This window comes from Azospirillum formosense (assembly GCF_013340925.1).
GTDB classification, from domain to species: domain Bacteria; phylum Pseudomonadota; class Alphaproteobacteria; order Azospirillales; family Azospirillaceae; genus Azospirillum; species Azospirillum formosense.
Genome location: NZ_WHOR01000106.1, coordinates 1 through 18,712 on the forward strand (window position 1 = coordinate 1; position 18,712 = coordinate 18,712).

The window sequence follows — 18,712 nt, forward strand, 5'->3', positions numbered from 1 at the left end:
CTCCCAGTCGTCCTCGGCCATGCCGTCCTCGATCGAGATGATCGGGTAGCGGCCGACCAGATCGGCCCAGTAGGAGACCATCTGCTCCGGCGCCAGCGACTTGCCCTCGCCGGCCAGCTCGTACTTGCCGTTCTTGAAGAACTCGGTCGAGGCGGCGTCGATGGCCAGCATGACGTCGTCGCCCGGCTTGTAGCCGGCGGCCTCGATGGCCTTCATCACGAAGCCCAGCGCGTCCTCGGTCGAGGCAAGGTTGGGGGCGAAGCCGCCCTCGTCGCCGACGTTGGTGTTGTGGCCGGCGTCCTTGAGCTTCTTCTTGAGCGCCTGGAAGATCTCCGAGCCCATGCGGATGGCCTCGGCGCCGTTCTCGGCGCCGACCGGCATGACCATGAACTCCTGGATGTCGATCGGGTTGTCGGCGTGGGCGCCGCCGTTGATGATGTTCATCATCGGCACCGGCAGCAGGTTGGCAAAGGCGCCGCCGACGTAGCGGAACAGCGGCAGCGCGGCTTCCTCGGCCGAGGCCTTGGCGACGGCCAGCGAGACGCCGAGGATGGCGTTGGCGCCGAGCCGGCCCTTGTTGGGGGTGCCGTCCAGCTCGATCATGGCGAGGTCGAGGGCGCGCTGGTTGGAGGCGTCGAGGCCGGCGATGGCGTCGAAGATCTCGCCGTTGACCGACTCCACGGCCTTCAGCACGCCCTTGCCGCCGTAGCGGCTCTTGTCGCCGTCGCGCAGTTCCACCGCCTCGTGCGCGCCGGTCGAGGCGCCCGACGGGACGGCGGCGCGGCCGAAGGCGCCGGATTCGAGCAGGACGTCCACCTCGACGGTCGGGTTCCCGCGGCTGTCGAGGATCTCGCGGGCGTGGATTTCGGTAATGGCGCTCATGTTTGTCCTTCCTCCGCGTTGCGCGCGCCCGCTGGATGATCTTTCCAGACGGATGATCTTTCCAGGCGAATAAGAAGCGCGCGGGCTTGATAGCCTTTGCATGAGGGGGGATGCAAGGCCGCTGGGGCGCAAAGGCCTGGGCAATGGTGTCCTGACGGTGGAGCGGCACTATCCGGTTGTGCAGCGCACCTGCTTCCAAAGTCGCATAGACCATCTTGTCCCACAGCCGTAGCGTTCTAACGTTCGCTAGCGGGGACTGCCCGCAGCGGGCGGGACACACCCCGAAACCAATCCAAGCGCGGAGGACCCAACCATGAAGACCTGGCGCAAACCCCAGATCGTCGAAATCGCCGTCGGCACCGAAATCAACGCCTACGCCTGCGCCCGCCTCTGAGCGCCGGCCAATTTCCACGCGCGACGACCGCCGCCTGCTTCGGGCCGCCTGATTGGGAAGGGCATTCCATGCTGACGATCCTCGTCCTTGGCTCCGCGGCAGGCGGCGGTTTTCCGCAGTGGAACTGCAACTGCGCGGGCTGCCGCCGCGCCCGCTCCGGCGACCCGGCGGCCCGCCCGCGCACCCAGTCGTCGCTCGCCGTCAGCGGCGGCGACGGGCGCTGGCTGCTGCTGAACGCTTCGCCGGACATCGGCCAGCAGATCCTCGCCAATCCGGCGCTGCACCCGCAGAGCGGTGTGCGCCACAGCCCCATCGCCGCGGCGGTGCTGACCAACGCCGACATCGACCATGTGGCGGGCCTGCTGACGCTGCGCGAATCCCAGCCGCTGGCCGTCTACGCCACCGACCGGGTGCACGGCGTGCTGGAGGCGAACGCCGTCTTCCGCGTGGTCAACCCGGACCTCGCCCCGCGCCGCGCCATGGCGCTGGACCGGCCCTGGGTTCCCGCGGACGCCGCCGGTGCCCCCTTCCCCTTCGAGATCGAAGCCTTCGCCGTTCCCGGCAAGGTCGCGCTCTATCTGGAGGACCCGTCCGCCGCCGGCTTCGGTTCGGTGGCGGAGGACACGGTGGCGCTGCGCATCCGCGACCGCAACGGCGACGGGGAGTTTTTCTACATCCCCGGCTGCTCGGCGATGCCGGACTGGCTGGCCGACCGGCTGCGCGGGGCGCCGCTGGTGCTGTTCGACGGCACCACCTGGACCGACGACGAGATGATCCGCGCCGGCACCGGCAGCAAGACCGGCCAGCGCATGGGCCACATGGCGATGTCCGGCCCGGACGGCTCCATCGCCGCCTTCGCGGGGCTGGGCGTGCGGCGCAAGGTCTTCGTCCACATCAACAACACCAACCCGGCCCTGCTGGACGACTCGCCCGAACGTGCCGCCGCCACCGCCGAAGGTTGGGAGATCGCCCACGACGGGATGGAGTTCACGTTATGACGAGACTGCTGTCGCGCAAGGACTTGGAACGCGAGCTGCGCGCCATCGGCGAGCGCCAGTACCACGACCTCCACCCCTTCCACAGACTGCTGCATGGCGGGAAGCTGAAGCGCGGGCAGGTCCAGGCCTGGGCGCTGAACCGCTTCTACTATCAGGTCTGCATCCCGAAGAAGGATCTGGCCCTGATGGCGCGGATGGACGATCCGGCGCTGCGCCGCATCTGGATCCAGCGCGTGCTCGACCATGACGGTTTCGGCGAGAGCCGCGAGCGCGAGGAAGGCAAGGTCGGCGGGATCGAGCGCTGGCTCCGCCTGACCGACGGGCTGGGGCTGGACCGCGACTACGTCACCTCGCTGAGGGGCATCCTGCCGGCGACCCGCTACGCCGTCGATTCCTACGTCAATTTTGTATCGAGCAAGTCGACGTTGGAGGCCGTGGCCTCGTCCCTGACCGAGCTGTTCGCGCCGGCCATCCACCGCGAGCGCATCGCCGGGTTCGAGGCCTATTACGCCTTCGCCAACGACGCCACCCTGTCCTACTTCCGCAAGCGGCTGGACGAGGCGCCGCGCGACGTCGAATTCGGCCTCGAATACGTGCTCGACAACGCCCGCACGCCGGAGCAGCAGCAGCAGGTGATCGCCGCGCTGCGCCACAAGGCGGAGCTTCTGTGGGCACAGCTCGACGCGCTGCACCACGCCTATGTGTCGCCCGGCCTGATCCCGCCCGGCGCCTTCGTGCCGGACGACATGGAACCGCCGGTCTACACGCGATGACGGACGGCGTGCGCGAGGAGGACCGGGTTCGGCTGGCCCCCGGCGTCATGCTCCGCCAGGACCGGGTGCGCGGCCATTGGCAGCTTTTGGGGCCGGAGCGCGTGCTGATCCTGGACGAGGTGGCGTTGGAGGTGGTGCGCACCGTCACCGCCCAGCCTCCGGCGACGGTCGGTGCGGCCATCGCAACCCTCGCCGCGCAATTCGACGCGCCGCGGGAGGAGATCGCCGCGGATGTGTTGGAAGTGTTGGGCGACATGATCGCGAAGGGGTTTCTGACCCGATGACCTTCTGTGGCGCCACGACCGGACTCGAACCGCCGCTGGCCTTGCTGGCGGAACTGACGCACCGCTGCCCGCTGCGCTGCGCCTACTGCTCCAACCCGCTGGCCCTCGACCCGGCCAGCCGGGAGCTGGACACCGCCGCCTGGTGCCGTGTGCTCGACGAGGCGGCGGACCTCGGCATCATCCAGGTGCATTTCTCCGGCGGCGAGCCGACGGCGCGCAAGGACCTGGAGGCGCTGATCGCCCACGCCACCGCGGCCGGGCTGTACGCCAACCTCATCACTTCGGCGGTGCTGCTCGACCGGGCGCGGCTGGAGCGGCTGCGCGACGCCGGACTCCAGCACGTGCAGATCGGCTTCCAGGACACGGTGGCGGCCAAGGCCGAGCTGATCAGCGGCTTTCCCGGCGGCCAGCCGAAGAAGCTGGAGGTGGCGCGGGCGGTCACCGACGCCGGCATGGCGCTGACCGTCAACGCCATCGTGCAGCGCCACAACATCGACCGGGTGGACGATTTCATCGACATGGCGCTGGAGCTGAAGGCCGGTCGCATCGAGATCGCCAACGTCCAGTATTACGGCTGGGCGCTGAAGAACCGCGCCGCCCTGATGCCGACCCGCGAGCAGCTGGTCCGCATGGACGAGCGGGTGCGCGCCCGCCTGCCGGAGCTGAAGGGCCGGCTGGTCGTCGATTACGTGGTGCCCGACTATTACGCCAAGCGCCCCAAGGCCTGCATGGGCGGCTGGGGCCGCAAGTTCCTGAACGTGACGCCCAGCGGCTCGGTCCTGCCCTGCCACGCCGCCGAGACGATCCCCGGCATGACGTTCGACCGGGTGACGGAGCGCCCGCTGGCCGACATCTGGGCCAACTCCGCCGCCTTCCAGCGCTACCGCGGCACCGACTGGATGCCCCAGCCCTGCCGGAGTTGCGACCAGAAGGAGATCGACTGGGGCGGCTGCCGCTGCCAGGCGCTGGCGCTGACCGGAAGCGCCGACAACACCGACCCGGTGTGCGACCTGTCGGAGCATCATGGCCTGCTTGGAGACATCGCCGCGACGGACGGCGGCACGGCCGAGGCGCCGATCACCTACCGGAGCTTCAGCCTGTAAGGGCGGTGTCCAGAGCCATAGCCCTCTCCCCTCCGGCAAGAGGGTGCCCGGAGGGGAGAGGGGGATTGGCTCATTTCTTCGGGGCGGTCGTCACCGAGGCGCTGGTCTTGGAGCCGCCGACCGCGGCGATGCGGCCCTTGATGTCGTCGTAGACGTTTTGCGGGACGATCTTCTTGCTGACCAGTTCGTCCTTCGAACGATAGGGGCGATTTTTCACGATGGCCTCGGACCGAGCCTCGCCGATTCCCGGCAGGGTCTGAAGCTCGTCCTTACCGGCGGTGTTGAGGGCGATGACTTTGGCCTTCGCCGTCGATGACGACGACCCGCTGCCCATCGGCGGGGCCGTGGTCGTGCCGCTGGTACCCGGCGGCATGGCCGGCTTGGCCTGCGGCATTGGCGTCGTGGAAGGCGTTGCGGACGGCGCGGTCGATTGCGCGACAACGGGAACGGCGATCATCGCGCCAAGGCTGGCGACGGCGGCGATGGCGCACAGGCGGATCGGCTTCATGGCGTTGCTCCATGGCTCAACCCGCGGACGCTCCACCGGAAGCGCGGCGCCCGCGGTGCCAAGGCAACGCCGGGACCGGCACGCCGTTCCCGAACCTGTCCTTTCGTCAGCCCTTTGCGAGCCGGTCGAAGGCCTGGAGCCGCGCCAACAGGGCCGGCATCTCCTTCAGCGGGACCATGTTCGGCCCGTCGCTGGGGGCGCAGTCCGGATTCTCATGGGTCTCCATGAAGACGGCGGCGACGCCCACGGCGATGGCGGCGCGGGCCAGCACCGGAACGAACTCCCGCTGGCCACCGGAGGTCGTGCCCTGCCCGCCCGGCTGCTGAACGGAATGGGTGGCGTCGAAGACCACCGGGAAGCCGGTCTCCGCCATGATCGGCAGGGAGCGCATGTCCGACACCAGCGTGTTGTAGCCGAAGCTGGCGCCGCGCTCGCACAGCAGCACCTTGTCGTTGCCCGACGCCACCAGCTTCGCCGCAACGTTCTTCATGTCCCAGGGGGCGAGGAACTGGCCCTTCTTGACGTTGACCGCCCGCCCCGTCTTGGCGGCGGCGATCAGCAGGTCGGTCTGCCGGCACAGGAAGGCGGGGATCTGGAGGACGTCCATCACCTCCGCCACCGCGGCGCACTGGTCGGCCTCGTGCACGTCGGTGATCACCGGGCAGCCGAACCGCTCCTTGACTTCCGCGAAGATCGGCAGCGCCTTGTCCATGCCGAGTCCGCGCGCCGTGCTGATGGAGGTGCGGTTGGCCTTGTCGAAGGAGGACTTGTAGATCAGCCCGATGCCCAGCGCGCCGGTCATCTCCACCAGCGCCGCCGCCGTCTCCAGCGCGTGGTCGCGGCTTTCCATCTGGCACGGTCCGGCGATCAGGGTGAAAGGCCGGTCGTTGGCGATGGTCAGGTTGCCGATCTGGACGGTCTTGGCGGTGGTCATCCCGTGCTCTCCAAAAAGCAATGCGAGGGCACGCATGCCGAAGGTCCCCTCGCGCTGCCCATTCCTTCCCAGATATCGGCGATCCCGGTCAACCGGAATGGCGTCAACCCAGATGCTGCTTGAAGAAGGCTGCCGTGCGTCCGTTGGCGAGCTCCGCCGCCTTGGCGTCGAAATGGGCGCCGCCCGCGCGGGCGAAGGCGTGATCGACGCCGGGATAGACGTGGGCGGTGACGTTCGGGTTGCCCTTCACCGCGGCCAGGATCTTTTCCCGCGCCTCCGCCGGGACGAACTGGTCCTTCTCCGCGATGTGCATCAGCAGCGGCTTGGTGATGCTCGCCGCCTCGCCGGCCAGACCGTCGAGCCCGACGCCGTAATAGCTGACGTTGGCGTCGGAATCGGAACGCGCCGCCATCATGAAGGCGAGCCGGCCGCCCAGGCAGTAGCCGACCGACCCCACCTTTCCCGTGCAATCCGGGTTCTGGCGCAACCACGCCAGGGTGGCCTTGAGGTCGTCTACCGCCTTGTCCTGGTCCATGCCGTTCATCAGGGCGAAGGCGCGGTTCCACTCCTCCTGGGTCTTGTCGGTGATCTGGACGCCCGGCTCCTGCCGCCAGAACAGGTCCGGGCAGACGGCGAGCCAGCCCTGGGCGGCGAAGCCGTCGCACAGGTCGCGCATGACCTGATTGACCCCGAAGATCTCCTGGATGACGACGAGTCCCGGCGCCGGTCCGCCACCCGCCGGCTTGGCCACATAGGCGGAAAAGCTGCCGCCGTCGCCGGCGGGGATGCTGATGTCGGTCATGGTTGTGTCCCTTCCCTTGGTTTTTCCCTGGCCCGTAACGCAAAAGCGGCGACCGTTGGCTCGGCCGCCGCTCTCACTATACCCACGGGAAACCCGGAACCGGAACACGCGGGGGAGGAATGCCCTCCCCCGTATGGTCACATCAGACCAGCCGGCTCTGCTCGATCGCCGCCTTGATGAAGGAGGTGAAGAGCGGGTGCGGGTCGAAGGGCTTGGACTTCAGCTCCGGGTGGAACTGCACGCCGATGAACCAGGGATGGTCCGGGATCTCGACGATTTCGGGCAGCTCGCCGTCCGGCGACAGGCCGGAGAACAGCAGGCCGACCTTCTCCAGCCGGTCCTTGTAATAGACGTTCACCTCGTAGCGGTGGCGGTGCCGCTCGGTGATGTCGGTGGTGCCGTAGACCTCCGCGACCTTGCTGCCGGGGACCAGCTTCGCCGGGTAGGTGCCGAGCCGCATGGTGCCGCCGAGGTCGGTGCCTTCCGTGCGCTTCTCCAGGCTGTTGCCGCGCATCCACTCGGTCATCAGGCCGACCACCGGGTTGCCGGGCTTGCCCAGCTCGGTCGATCCGGCGTCGACGATGCCGGCCATGTTGCGGGCCGACTCGATCACCGCCATCTGCATGCCGAAGCAGATGCCGAAATACGGCACCTTGCGCTCGCGGGCGAACTGGGCGGCGCGGATCTTGCCCTCCGTGCCGCGCGAGCCGAAGCCGCCCGGCACCAGGATGCCGTGGACGTTCTCCAGTCGTTGCACGGCGGTGTCGTCCTCGAATATCTCCGAGTCGATCCAGTCGAGCTTGACCTTGACGTTGTTGGCGATGCCGCCGTGGGTCAGCGCCTCGGCCAGCGATTTGTAGCTGTCGAGCAGGCTCGTGTACTTGCCGACGACGGCGATGGTCACCTCGCCCTGCGGCTTGCGCACGCGCTCCATGATGCTGGTCCAGCGCGACAGGTCCGGCTTGCCCTCGGTCGGCAGGCCGAAATAGGCCAGCACCTGGGTGTCGAAGCCTTCCTCGTGGTAGCTGACCGGGACCTGATAGATCGAATCGACGTCCAGGGCGGCGATCACGCGCTCCGGACGGATGTTGCAGAACAGCGCGATCTTGCGGCGCTCGTTGTCCGGGATCGGACGGTCGGCGCGGCAGAGCAGGATGTTGGCCTGGATGCCCATGCCCAGCAGCTCCTTCACGGAATGCTGGGTCGGCTTGGTCTTCAGCTCGCCCGCCGTCGGGATGTAGGGCAGCAGGGTCAGGTGGATGAACAGGGCGTTCTCCGGACCGACCTCGTTGCCGAACTGGCGGATGGCCTCCAGGAAGGGGGTCGACTCGATGTCGCCCACCGTGCCGCCGATCTCGCAGAGGATGAAGTCCTCGTCGGTCGTGTCGGCGCGGATGAAATCCTTGATCTGGTCGGTGACGTGCGGAATCACCTGCACGGTGGCGCCCAGATAGTCGCCGCGGCGCTCCTTGGCGATCACGGTCGAGTAGATGCGGCCCGTGGTGATGTTGTCGCCACGGCGCGCGGCCACGCCGGTGAAGCGCTCGTAATGGCCGAGGTCGAGGTCGGTCTCAGCGCCGTCGTCGGTCACATAGACCTCGCCGTGCTGGTACGGGCTCATCGTGCCGGGGTCCACGTTCAGGTACGGGTCCAGCTTGCGAAGCCGCACCTTGTAGCCGCGCGCCTGGAGAAGCGCCCCAAGCGCCGCCGACGCCAGACCTTTGCCCAGCGAGGAAACGACGCCACCGGTGATGAAGATGTAGCGAGTCATGTCCGTCCGAAGACCTTCAGAGCCTGATCCGTTCCCCGAATTCGGACCGTCCCCCGGGCGCTGCCCGGATCGACGATCCTCAAAAGAAAGAGGCGGCTTCGGGGGAGGCCGCCTCGCGTCGGACCCGGCCGGAGCCGGGTCGCGTTTGCCGGGCCGCTGTTACTGGGCGACCGGCGGGGCGGGCTGCGCCGGCATCGTGTCGATGATCGAGGTCGGCGCCTTGTGCGCGCCTGCCAGGACCGCCAGGACCAGGCTGGTCGCCATGAAGCAGCCCGCCAGGATGCCGGTGGTCCGCGTCAGCAGATTGGCGGTGCCACGGGTGGACATCATGCCCCCCATGTTGCCGCCGCCGATGCCGAGACCGCCGCCTTCCGACCGCTGGATCAGGATGACCCCGACCAGCGCCAGGGCGATCAGCAGGTGAATGACCAGAAGCACCGATTCCATGCAGCCCGTTCCCTTGATCCCTTCCCGGAGCGATCCGCAGGGACCGCCCAAACCAACAGCGCGCCACGGACCTTGGCAAGGGCCCGTGGCGCGCGCCCACTGTTTTTAACGCGGTCCTGCGCGATATGCTAGCGGCAACTGGTGGCGATCGCCCAGAAATCGTCCGCCTTCAGCGCGGCCCCGCCGACCAGCGCCCCGTCCACATTCTCGACCGCCATCAGTTCCGCCGCGTTGCCCGGCTTGACCGAGCCGCCGTAGAGGACGCGCACCGCCTCGGGATCGGCGGTCTTGCCGGCCAGCTCCGCCCGGATGTGGGCGTGCATCGCCTTGACGTCGTCGGGCGTGGCGGTCTTGCCGGTGCCGATGGCCCAGACCGGCTCGTAGGCGATGACGGTGTTCGCCGCGGTGGCGCCCTCCGGAATCGAACCCTTGAGCTGGCTGGCGACGACGGCGTTGGCCTGCCCGGCGTCGCGCTGGGCCTCCGTCTCGCCGACGCAGATGATGGCGATCAGGCCCGCCTTGTGGGCGGCGGCGGCCTTTGCGGCGACCTGGGCGTCGGATTCGGCGTGGTCGGCGCGGCGCTCCGAATGGCCGAGGATGACGTAGCGGCAGCCGGCGTCGGTCAGCATGGCCGGGCTGACGTCGCCGGTGTGCGCGCCGGAGGTCTTGGCGTGGCAGTCCTGCGCGCCCAGCGCCAGCGGGCTGCCGGAAATGGCGTCGCCCACCGGGAACAGCAGCGGGAAGGGCGGGCACACCAGCATGTCGAAGGCGACCGTCCCGGCCCCCGTCAGGCGTCCGGCGAGGTCCGAGGCGAGGTCCAGCCCGTCGGCCTTCAGCCCGTTCATCTTCCAGTTCCCGGCAATCAGTTTGCGGCGTGCGGCCATGGCGTTTTCGTCCTCCGGCTCTCGTTTGTTGATGTGGGCGTTGTCGCGGGTGTTCGTTTTCAAAGTGCGCCCCCTGTCTAGCAAGGAGTGCCGGGCATTTCCACCCGCCCAACGGGTTCTTTCCGATGGGGAATCGCGGGGGAAATGGGGTGTTGCCGGGCTTTCGCGGGGTGCCTATGATGCCGCCCCGGCCGCAGGGCCGCCCTTTGCGCACTCACTTCGGGTCCCATGCTTCAGTTCATCCGCACTTACGCCGGTTCGTGGGTCGTCAAGATCCTGTTCGTGCTCCTCATCGTCAGCTTCGCGGCCTGGGGCATCGGCGACATGATTCGCACAGGCGGGATTTCCAGCACCGTCGCCTCCGTCGGGAAGGTGGAGATCGATCGGGCGGAGCTGGACCAGGAGTTCCGTCGCCAGATGGAGCGGCTGCGCCCGATGGTGGGCGGCAACCTGACGACGGAGCAGGCGCGCCAGTTCGGTCTGCTCGACCAGTCGCTGTCGGCGCTGGTGCAGCGCGCGCTCTACGATCAGGCGGCGCGCGACGCCGGGATCTCGGTCGGGCCGGACGTGGTGCGCCAGCGCATCGCCGAGGAGCCGGCCTTCCGCAACGCGCAGAACCAGTTCGACCCGAACCAGTTCCGCAGCGTTCTGCGCAACAACCAGCTCACCGAGGACGGCTACGTCGCCCTGCTGCGCCGCGAGACCGCGCGCGAGCTGGTGGCCGGGGCGGTCGGCGCCGGGGTGACCCCGCCGAAGCTGCTGGTCCAGGACCTCTACCGCTTCCGCGGGGAGCGCCGCGTGGCCGAGGTGGTCACCCTGCCCAACGCCGCCATCGGCGACGTCGGCGTGCCCGACGAGGCGGAGCTGACCCGCTACTACGAGGACCATCAGGTCCGCTTCACCGCGCCGGAATACCGCGCGTTGAGCATCGCCCAGCTGTCCGCCGACGAGATCGCCAAGGACATCGAGATCCCCGACGCCGAGCTGCGCGCCGCCTATGACGAGCGTGCCGACGAGCTGGGCACGCCGGAGCGCCGCACCGTGGAGATGGTCCTGGCCGACGACGAGGCGAAGGCGAAGCAGATCGCCGAGGCCGCCAAGACCAAGGGCCTGACCGCCGCCGCCAAGGACGCCGGGACCGACGTCATCACGCTCGACAACGTCACCCGCAACGAGCTGCCGGAGATCGGCGACGCCGCCTTCGCGCTGGCCCAGGGTGCGGTCAGCGACGCGGTGCGCAGCGGGTTGGGCTGGCACGTCCTGACGGTCACCGCCATCCAGCCGGGCGCCACCAAGAGCTTCGAGGAGGCCCGCGACCAGCTCCTGGCCGAGCTTCGCAAGGAGAAGGCGATGGATTCGCTCTACTCAATCGCGAACCGGGTCGAGGACCAGCTCGCCAGCGGCGCCCCGCTGGAGGAGGTCGCCCAGGCCCAGTCGCTGCCCATTGCCAAGATCGCCGCGGTGGACAGCAGCGGCAAGGCGCCGGACGGCAAGGACGCCGCCCCGGGCCGCCCGAACTTCGCCGCCATGGTGCAGACCGCCTTCCAACTCGCCTCCGGTGCCACCTCGAACCTGACCGAAGCCCCCAACAACGTCTTCTACGCCGTGCGCGTCGACGGCGTGACGCCGGCCGCCCCCAAGCCGCTGGCCGAGGTGCGCGATCAGGCCGTGGCCGGCTGGCAGGACGACAAGCGCGCCAAGCTGGCCGCCGAGAAGGCCCAGGACATCGCCGCCAAGCTGAAGCAGGGCTCGGAAGCCGCGGCGCAGGACGTCGCCGGCCAATCCGGCGCCAGCTTCGCCATGACCACGCCCTTCACCCGCGACGCCCGTTCGGTCGAGGGGCTGCCGGGCGAGCTGGTGCGCAAGCTGTTCGAGGTGAAGCCCGGCGAGACGGTGACCGGCGCCACCGCCGACAGCCAGGTCGTCGCCCGCCTGAAGGAGATCATCCCGGCGGACCCGGCGGCCAGCGACGCCACGCTGGCGACCGTGGAAAGCACCGTCGCCCAGGGGCTGGAAAGCGACATCATGGCCCAGTTCGGCAACGCGCTGCGCGACCGCTACCCGGTCGAGGTTCATCGCAACCGCATCGACCAGTTCTTCGCCAGCGGCAACTAATCCAACTCCGTCGCCCACTCAGTCGAGGCCCGTCCCGTGAAGGTTCAGCCGGAATCCGCCGCCTTCCACACCGCTTATGAGGCCGGCAAGCCGCAGGTGGTGTGGACCACGCTGGTCAGCGATCTGGAGACCCCGGTCTCCGCCTACATGAAGCTGGCCGACGGGCGACCCTTCGGCTTCCTCTTCGAATCGGCGGAGCGCGGGGCGGGGTCGCGGCGCGACCGCTACTCGGTGATCGGCTTCAAGCCCGATCTGGTGTGGCGCTGCCGCCGCGACCGGGCGGAGGTGAACCGCAACGCCCTGCACGACCGCGACGCCTACGAGCCCGTCGACGGCGCCCCGCTGGAGTCGCTGCGCGCCTTGATCAACGAGAGCCGCATCGACCTGCCGGACGCCCTGCCGCCGATGGCCGCCGGCCTGTTCGGCTACCTGACCTACGACATGGTCCGGCTGATGGAGCGGCTGCCGGACGACAACCCGGACGAGCTGGGGATTCCCGACGCCATCCTGTCGCGGCCGAGCATCGTCGCCATCTTCGACAGCCACACCGATTCGGTGACGCTGGTCACCCCGGTCTGGCCGAAGCCGGGAGTCGACGGCGGCGCCGCCTACGGCGACGCCCGCGAGCGGCTGATGGACGCGGTGGCCGACCTGGAGCGCCCCCTGCCCTACCGGCGGGAGCCGCGGACCAAGGACGGGCTGCCGCTCGCCTGGACCTCCAACACGACGCGCGAGGAGTATCACGCGATCGTGGAGCGGGCGAAGGAGTACATCCGCGCCGGCGACATCTTCCAGGTCGTGCCGTCCCAGCGCATCCGCTTCCCCTTCAAGCCGTCGCCGCTGGCGCTGTACCGCACGCTGCGCCGCCTCAACCCGTCGCCCTTCCTGTTCCACTGCGACTTCGGCGAGCTGTCGGTCGTCGGTTCCAGCCCGGAGATCCTGGTGCGCGTGCGCGACGGCAAGGTGACCGTCCGCCCCATCGCCGGCACCCGCAAGCGCGGCGCCACGGCGGCGGAGGACCAGGCGCTGGCCGAGGATCTGCTGAGCGATCCGAAGGAGCTGGCCGAGCATCTGATGCTGCTCGACCTCGGCCGCAACGACGTGGGCCGCGTGGCGCGCACCGGCACCGTCAAGGTGACGCAGAAGATGATCGTGGAACTGTACAGCCACGTCATGCACATCGTCTCCAACGTCGAGGGCGACCTCGACCCGAAGCACGACGCGCTGGATGCGCTGATCGCCGGCTTCCCGGCCGGCACCGTGTCGGGCGCGCCGAAGGTCCGCGCCATGCAGATCATCGACGAGCTGGAGAAGGCCCGCCGCGGCGTCTACGCCGGCTGCGTCGGCTATTTCGGCGCGTCGGGCGCCATGGACACCTGCATCGCGCTGCGCACCGCCGTGCTGAAGGACGGCATGATGTATGTGCAGGCCGGCGGCGGCGTGGTCGCCGACAGCGATCCGGAGGCCGAGTATCAGGAGACCGTCAACAAGTCGATGGCCCTGATCCGCGCCGCGGAGGAAACCGTCCGCGAGACCTCCGCCCGGTAAGGACCGAATGCCCCTCGATGCGCTGCTGCTGCCGCTGATCATCAAGATCGTGGCGGCGGCCCTGGTCGTCGTCGTCGCCTCGCTGGCGGCGGAGAAGGCCGGCCCCTTCTATGGCGGCATGATCACCGCCCTGCCCGTCTCGACCGGACCGGCCTTCGTGCTGCTCGCGATGGAGCATGGCGACGGTTTCGTCGCCGACGCCGCCCTGTCGGGCATGGTCGGGAACGCGACGATCGTCCTCTATCTGGCGCTTCTGGTGCGGATCGCCCCGCGCTGGAGCATGCCCGCGACGGTCATCGCCAGCTCCGTCTTCTGGATCGCCACGGCGGCCACCCTGCGCTCCGCCGTCGACTGGACGCTGCCGCTCGCGCTGCTGCTGACGCTGGCCTGCTACGGCATCGCCGCCTGGGCGGTGTCGGCGCCGATTCCACAGGACACGGTGGTCCGGGTGGCGCGGTCGCGCTGGTACGACATCCCGGCCCGCGCCGGTCTGGTCGGCCTGCTGGTCGCCACCGTGACCACGCTCAGCCACAGCATCGGCCCGGCGGCCACCGGCATCGCCGCCGTGTTTCCCATCGCGCTCACCAGCCTGACGGTGATCCTGCACGGCCGCCTGGGCGGCGGCGTGGTCGCCGCGGCGATGCGCAGCGCGCTTTTGACCAACCCCGGCCTCGCCCTGGCGCTGACCACCGCCCATCTGCTGGCCGAGCCCGCCGGACGGTTCGTCGCGCTCGGCGTCGCGCTGGCGGTGTCGCTGTCCTGGGCCGGCGGACTGCTGGTGTGGCGGCTGCGCCAGCCCGCCTGACCGGACCTCAGGCTGCCTGACCGCCGAAATCGAAGCCGGCGCCTTCCACGGCCTTCTTCACCGTCTCCGGGGCGACTCCGCCCTCCACGGCCACGGTGCCGGCTTCAAGGTCCACCGTTACGGCGGCGCCCGGCGCCAGCTTGCCGATGGCGTTGCTGACGGAGCGGGCGCAGCCGCCGCAGGTCATGCCGCCGACCTTGTAGGTGTCAGCCATGGAATTCTCCTCAAGCGGGGCCGGCGGTCACCCGCCGGCGTGATGGGCGCGCACGACGGCGCTGACCGGAACCAGGACAAAGCCGCGTTTCTGCACCTCCGGCATCCAGGAGGCCAGTGCGTCGATTGTCGCATCGTGCGGGTGGCCGATGGCGATGGCGTAGCCCTGCTTGCGCGCCACCTGCTCCGTCTTGGCGAGCTGGCTGCGCACCGCCGGCACGGTCATCTCGTTGTCGAGGAAGATGTCGCGCCCGGCGAAGGGCATCTGAAGCTCCCGCGCGAGGGTCAGGCCGGCGCTCTTCGCCGTGGTCCGGCTGTCCAGCCACAACAGGCCGCGCCGCGCGATCTCCCCGAGCACGGGCGCCATGGCCGCGGAGTCGGCGGTGAAGCGGCTGCCCATGTGGTTGTTCACCCCGACATAGCCGTCGAAGCTGTCCAGCGCCGCCTTGGTCCGGCGCAGGATCTCCCCCTTGTCGAGCGACACGCGCAGCGCCTGCGGCCCCGGATCGGCCGAGCCGCTGGGTTCCATGGGAAGATGCAGCATCAGCTCGTGCCCGGCGGCGCGGGCGGCGCGGGCCTGGGCCGGCAGCTCGTGGGCGTAGGGCAGCCAGGCCAGCGTCAGCGGCGCCGGCAGCGACACCGTGCGGTTCGAGCGCTTGCGGTCCACACCCATGTCGTCGATGACGATGGCGATGGCCGGCTTGCCCGGCGGGGCGCGGAAGGGCAGCGCGTTCTTCTTCCACAGCGGCGAGCCGGGGGCCACCTTGGGCGGTTCCAGAGGAGCGACGGGAGGCGGCAGCATCGCCACCCCCGGCTTCGGGGTCATGGCCGGCGGCGGCGGCGCGGGACGCCTTGGCGACGATCTGGCTCAGCGAAATGTCCTTGCGCACGACCTGGTCGCGCAGCGTCTGTTCATGGGCCTTCAGGGCGCCGGGCTCCCAGATCTGGAAAGTCTTGCGGCGGCCGATGAAGGCGGCTTCCTCGTCGATTCCGGCGAATTCGGCGAGTTCCTTGGGCAGGACGATTCGGCCTTCGGTGTCCAGCGAGACGGGGATCAGCTTGCCGAAGATGAAGGTCTCGATCATGTCGCGCTCGTCCGAATCCAGATCGGGGGATTCCAGGCTTTCGGAGAGCACGTCGAGATAATCCTGATCGGCGCCTTCCAGCGCCTGGTGATTCAGCGAAGGCCAGAGATAGACGGTGCCGGGAGCCGACGTCTTGGCAAGCGACTGCCGGAACTGCGCCGGGATGGAGCAGCGGCCTTTCCTGTCAACTTTGTTGACGTATGTGGACAGGAAAATGGCCATCGGCCTGACGAACGCCCCCCTTATCCCGTTGCCGGTCTTCGCCGTCGCGAAGCCCTATCCGCTCTTGCCGCTGAACGCGCCCGGTTTGGCTACCTTGGTTGGGTAGTTCCCCCTCCAAACTGGGCTTTCATGGGATAGCATGGGACAGTTTGGGCGTCAACGCCCCCTCCAGTATTCATATGGTGCTGTCAAGACTTTTGGGGCGATGTGTTGCCAGCGTGCAAATAGGTGAACCGAATCGGCGAGAATCGGCAATATACCAGCGCGCTAATGAGCGATTATGCGGCGTTGCCCCACAGAGTTCGCAGGATGTTCCGTGAGTCCCGCGAATGGTTCCCACCATGTGGCTTTCCATAAAGGCGAATCGCACCCTACGAATGGTATAGCCTGCTGGGGTAACCTGCCGTGGTGAGGCATGGGACGGCATGGGAATTTGCCCCACAGTTATCCACCGGCTGTGGATGAAGCTGGGGACATCTGTGGACAAGGGGGCGCCATCCCGGTCCCGCGCTGCGGAAAAGGGGTGGTCCGTTGTCCGGAGGTGGTGGGGATAAACGCCAGATGGCCTGTAAGCCGGGTTTTGTCCTCAGGTTACCCTGATGGATGGCCATTCATCTGGGACGCCGGTTGCCCGGCGCCTCACGCAACCAACCCGGGCGACGGCGCGGAAACGCGCTTGGCCCCAGACCATCCCAACCGATCAAGGATCAGGGGAGATGGCGGGCCGTGCCGCCCCTATTCGGTCTTGCTCCCGGTGGGGTTTACCGTGCCGCCCCTGTTGCCAGGCGCGCGGTGCGCTCTTACCGCACCCTTTCACCCTTACCGCCGGCACGAGGCCGGTGGCGGTTTGCTCTCTGTGGCACTTTCCCTAGGGTCGCCCCCGCCGGCCGTTAGCCGGCACCGTGTTTCCGTGGAGCCCGGACTTTCCTCCCCCGATCCAAAAGGTCGAAGGCGGCCATCCGGCCATCTGGCGGGGCACTGTGTATAGGGTCGCCGTTCGATTCGCAACGGTGTTCGGGGGCGATTCGGATTCTCAGCGCCCGGTCATCCGCAGCAGCGCGCGCAGGCGGCGCAGCGTCTCGGGGTCGGGCTCCCCGGTCAGGCGTTCGGGGTGGAAATGGCGCTGGAAGGACAGCAGGACCCGCGATTCGGCGGTGTCGTACCCATAGCGTCCCAGAAGCGCTGCCACATCCTCCGCGGAATCCGCCAAGTCGTCCGCCGGAGTGGGCTCGGGCCACAGCCCGATTCCACGCGTGGCCAGACCCGGCCAGTCGAACAGCTCGCCGGGGTCCTCCTTGCGGGCGGGCGCGATGTCGCTGTGGCCGAGCACGTCGGCGGGTGCGATTCCATGCCGCCCCATGATGTCCAGGCAGAGGTCCGCCACGGCGGCCATCTGGACGGCGGGGAAGGGGCGGTAACCGAACTCGTGCCCCGGATTGACGATCTCGATTCCGATCGAGCGGCTGTTCACGTCGGCCCGGCCCCGCCAGGATGACAGGCCGGCGTGCCAGGCGCGGCGGTCCTCCGGCACATGGGCGTGGACGGCGCCGTTCTCGTCCACCGTGTAATGGGCGCTGACCTGGGCGGCGGGATCGCACAGCCGGCTCAGCGCCGACTCGGCGGTGGGCATTCCGGTGTAATGGAGGATCAGCAGCTCCACCCCCACACCCTCGGGCCGCGGCCCGTGGTTGGGGGAGGGGCGGTCGATGCGTCCGGTGCCCGTGCGCGTCATGGTGTCCTCAGGTCGGATTCGTGACCTTTTCCGCCAGCGCCGTCGGGCGCCGCTTCACGATGACGGCCATGCCGCCCACGGTCAACAGCCCGCCCAGGACCAGCCGGAGCGTGAAGGGGTCGTCCATCAGCAGGACGCCCGCCAGCACGCCGAAGACCGGCACGGTCAGCAGGAAGGGCATGGTCTGGTTGACCGAGTATTTGCGCAGCAGCGGGTACCACATCCCATAAGCGCCGATGGTGACGCCCACCGCCATGTAGGCGATGGCGCCCCAGCCCCACAGGGTGGCGTCGGTGAGCGCGGCCATCTGTCCTTCCTCAAACAGGAGGGAGAGCAGAAGCAACTGCGGGGCCGCGAACAGCGCCATCCAGCCGTTCAGCGCGAAGCCGTCCACCCCGACGATCAACTTCATCTGGATGCTGGCGACGGCGAAGGCGAAGCTGGCGCCGAGGATCATGAACAGCGACAGCAACGATCCGGACAGTCGCGGCTCGCCCGCGATGACCATGACGCCGGCGAAGGCGGCGGCCATCCCGGCGGCGCGGCGCCAGCCCAGCTTGTCCTTGAAGACCAGCGCGGCCAGCAGGGAGGAGAAGGGCACCTGCGCCTGCGCGGCCAGCGAGGCGGTGGCCGCATCGATGCCGTTCAGCCCGGTGAACATCAGCGGGAAATGCACGGTCCCCAGCGTCACCGACAGGATCGCGATGGGCCGCACCGCGCTCCAGGGAATCCGCTTGAAGGGCAGGATCAGCGCCGCCACCGCGATGAAGCGCAGCGCCATGATGAACAGCGGCGGGAATTCCGCCAGACCCCATTTGGCGACGACGAAGTTCAGGCCCCAGGTCGCCATGACCAGGAGCGCCAGCAGCGAGTCGCGCAGACTCATCCGCGGCCGCCTTCCAGCTCCTCGCGCAGGGCCTCCAGCTCCAGCCAGCGCTCCTCGGCGGCGGCCAGCTCGGTTTGTTTCGCCTGCAACTGATCGGACGTCTTCTGGAACTTGGCGGCGTCGCGGGCGAACAGGTCGGGGTCGGCCAGCGCCGCTTCGAGCTTCGCCACCTCGGCGGTCAGCTTGTCCATGCGGGCGGGCAGGTCGTCCAGCTCCCGCTGGTCCTTGTAGCTCAGCTTGCCCTTCGGCTTGGCGGCGGCGGGCGCGGCGGCGGGCTTCGCCTTGGCCGGGGCGGCGGCCTTCTCCTTGGGCGGCGGGCGCTGCAC

The 18,712-nt window shown here is 68.9% G+C and carries 20 protein-coding genes, 1 other RNA gene and 1 pseudogene; 8 read left to right on the forward strand and 14 right to left on the reverse strand.

Annotation, left to right across the window (positions count from 1 at the left end; genetic code table 11):
* On the reverse strand, nucleotides 1-882 hold an 882-nt coding region (gene eno, locus GBZ26_RS15210), incomplete at its 3' end, for a phosphopyruvate hydratase (protein WP_174439559.1).
* A 313-nt stretch (nucleotides 883-1,195) separates the two neighbouring features.
* Between eno and pqqA the strand changes: the two genes are divergently transcribed.
* The 5 genes from pqqA (at nucleotide 1,196) to pqqE (ending at nucleotide 4,434) form a co-directional block, all read left to right on the forward strand.
* A complete protein-coding gene (gene pqqA / locus GBZ26_RS15215; RefSeq protein ID WP_014240199.1) occupies nucleotides 1,196-1,276 on the forward strand; it encodes a pyrroloquinoline quinone precursor peptide PqqA in 81 nt (26 codons plus the stop codon).
* A 68-nt stretch (nucleotides 1,277-1,344) separates the two neighbouring features.
* Entirely contained in the window at nucleotides 1,345-2,274 is a 930-nt protein-coding gene (gene pqqB, locus GBZ26_RS15220) for a pyrroloquinoline quinone biosynthesis protein PqqB (protein WP_174439560.1), read from the forward strand.
* Nucleotides 2,271-3,047 carry a pyrroloquinoline-quinone synthase PqqC gene (gene pqqC / locus GBZ26_RS15225; protein ID WP_174439561.1) on the forward strand — a complete coding sequence of 259 codons (777 nt, stop codon included), beginning with the start codon at nucleotides 2,271-2,273 and terminating at the stop codon, nucleotides 3,045-3,047. Before pqqB ends, pqqC begins: the two co-directional genes overlap by 4 nt.
* On the forward strand, nucleotides 3,044-3,331 hold the full coding sequence (gene pqqD, locus GBZ26_RS15230; RefSeq protein ID WP_174439562.1) for a pyrroloquinoline quinone biosynthesis peptide chaperone PqqD: 288 nt from the start codon (nucleotides 3,044-3,046) through the stop codon (nucleotides 3,329-3,331). The genes pqqC and pqqD overlap by 4 nt, the downstream gene beginning before the upstream one ends.
* The gene (gene pqqE / locus GBZ26_RS15235; RefSeq protein WP_174439563.1) at nucleotides 3,328-4,434 is read left to right on the forward strand and encodes a pyrroloquinoline quinone biosynthesis protein PqqE; all 1,107 of its coding nucleotides are present in this window, start codon (nucleotides 3,328-3,330) and stop codon (nucleotides 4,432-4,434) included. The genes pqqD and pqqE overlap by 4 nt, the downstream gene beginning before the upstream one ends.
* A 70-nt stretch (nucleotides 4,435-4,504) precedes the next feature.
* On the opposite strand, the gene GBZ26_RS15240 is transcribed toward pqqE, so the two are convergent.
* The 6 genes from GBZ26_RS15240 to tpiA form a co-directional block, all read right to left on the reverse strand.
* Nucleotides 4,505-4,942, reverse strand: coding sequence for a ComEA family DNA-binding protein (locus tag GBZ26_RS15240; protein WP_174439564.1), 438 nt, complete (start codon nucleotides 4,940-4,942; stop codon nucleotides 4,505-4,507).
* A gap of 106 nt (nucleotides 4,943-5,048) precedes the next feature.
* Nucleotides 5,049-5,876, reverse strand: coding sequence for a 3-deoxy-8-phosphooctulonate synthase (kdsA, locus tag GBZ26_RS15245; RefSeq protein WP_174439565.1), 828 nt, complete (start codon nucleotides 5,874-5,876; stop codon nucleotides 5,049-5,051).
* A gap of 103 nt (nucleotides 5,877-5,979) precedes the next feature.
* Nucleotides 5,980-6,678: a dienelactone hydrolase family protein gene (locus tag GBZ26_RS15250; RefSeq protein WP_174439566.1), complete on the reverse strand. Its 699-nt coding sequence runs from the start codon at nucleotides 6,676-6,678 to the stop codon at nucleotides 5,980-5,982.
* Between the two features lie 142 nt (nucleotides 6,679-6,820).
* Entirely contained in the window at nucleotides 6,821-8,449 is a 1,629-nt protein-coding gene (pyrG, locus tag GBZ26_RS15255; protein WP_174439567.1) for a CTP synthase, read from the reverse strand.
* Between the two features lie 159 nt (nucleotides 8,450-8,608).
* Nucleotides 8,609-8,896, reverse strand: a complete 288-nt coding sequence (gene secG, locus GBZ26_RS15260; protein ID WP_174439568.1) for a preprotein translocase subunit SecG — start codon at nucleotides 8,894-8,896, stop codon at nucleotides 8,609-8,611.
* Nucleotides 8,897-9,024: 128 nt separating this feature from the next.
* Nucleotides 9,025-9,780, reverse strand: coding sequence for a triose-phosphate isomerase (gene tpiA, locus GBZ26_RS15265; RefSeq protein ID WP_174439569.1), 756 nt, complete (start codon nucleotides 9,778-9,780; stop codon nucleotides 9,025-9,027).
* 228 nt (nucleotides 9,781-10,008) lie between these two features.
* Here tpiA and GBZ26_RS15270 point away from each other — a divergent pair, with 228 nt between their 5' ends.
* From GBZ26_RS15270 to GBZ26_RS15280, 3 genes are read left to right on the forward strand one after another with little or no spacing between them, the layout of a single operon-like run.
* Nucleotides 10,009-11,895 (forward strand): SurA N-terminal domain-containing protein, encoded by a 1,887-nt coding sequence (locus tag GBZ26_RS15270; protein ID WP_174439570.1) that lies wholly within the window; start codon nucleotides 10,009-10,011, stop codon nucleotides 11,893-11,895.
* A gap of 36 nt (nucleotides 11,896-11,931) precedes the next feature.
* Nucleotides 11,932-13,443, forward strand: coding sequence for an anthranilate synthase component I (gene trpE / locus GBZ26_RS15275; RefSeq protein WP_174439571.1), 1,512 nt, complete (start codon nucleotides 11,932-11,934; stop codon nucleotides 13,441-13,443).
* A 7-nt stretch (nucleotides 13,444-13,450) separates the two neighbouring features.
* Nucleotides 13,451-14,248 carry a hypothetical protein gene (locus GBZ26_RS15280; RefSeq protein WP_174439572.1) on the forward strand — a complete coding sequence of 266 codons (798 nt, stop codon included), beginning with the start codon at nucleotides 13,451-13,453 and terminating at the stop codon, nucleotides 14,246-14,248.
* A gap of 7 nt (nucleotides 14,249-14,255) precedes the next feature.
* On the opposite strand, the gene GBZ26_RS15285 is transcribed toward GBZ26_RS15280, so the two are convergent.
* The 7 genes and pseudogenes from GBZ26_RS15285 to GBZ26_RS15315 form a co-directional block, all read right to left on the reverse strand.
* Complete coding sequence (locus GBZ26_RS15285; protein ID WP_174439573.1) at nucleotides 14,256-14,462, reverse strand: heavy-metal-associated domain-containing protein; 207 nt, start codon at nucleotides 14,460-14,462, stop codon at nucleotides 14,256-14,258.
* Nucleotides 14,463-14,489: 27 nt separating this feature from the next.
* Nucleotides 14,490-15,287 (reverse strand): divergent polysaccharide deacetylase family protein, encoded by a 798-nt coding sequence (locus tag GBZ26_RS15290; RefSeq protein WP_247884818.1) that lies wholly within the window; start codon nucleotides 15,285-15,287, stop codon nucleotides 14,490-14,492.
* A 139-nt stretch (nucleotides 15,288-15,426) separates the two neighbouring features.
* Nucleotides 15,427-15,768: pseudogene (locus GBZ26_RS30875) on the reverse strand (division/cell wall cluster transcriptional repressor MraZ); the annotation flags it as partial.
* A 553-nt stretch (nucleotides 15,769-16,321) separates the two neighbouring features.
* An RNA gene (gene rnpB, locus GBZ26_RS15300) (RNase P RNA component class A) lies at nucleotides 16,322-16,739 on the reverse strand.
* Between the two features lie 62 nt (nucleotides 16,740-16,801).
* On the reverse strand, nucleotides 16,802-17,500 hold the full coding sequence (locus GBZ26_RS15305) for an N-acetylmuramoyl-L-alanine amidase (RefSeq protein WP_174439574.1): 699 nt from the start codon (nucleotides 17,498-17,500) through the stop codon (nucleotides 16,802-16,804).
* A gap of 7 nt (nucleotides 17,501-17,507) precedes the next feature.
* Nucleotides 17,508-18,386, reverse strand: a complete 879-nt coding sequence (locus tag GBZ26_RS15310; RefSeq protein WP_174439575.1) for a DMT family transporter — start codon at nucleotides 18,384-18,386, stop codon at nucleotides 17,508-17,510.
* A partial coding sequence (locus GBZ26_RS15315; RefSeq protein ID WP_247884819.1) for an ABC transporter C-terminal domain-containing protein occupies nucleotides 18,383-18,712 on the reverse strand: 330 nt, incomplete at its 5' end. The genes GBZ26_RS15310 and GBZ26_RS15315, both read right to left, overlap by 4 nt.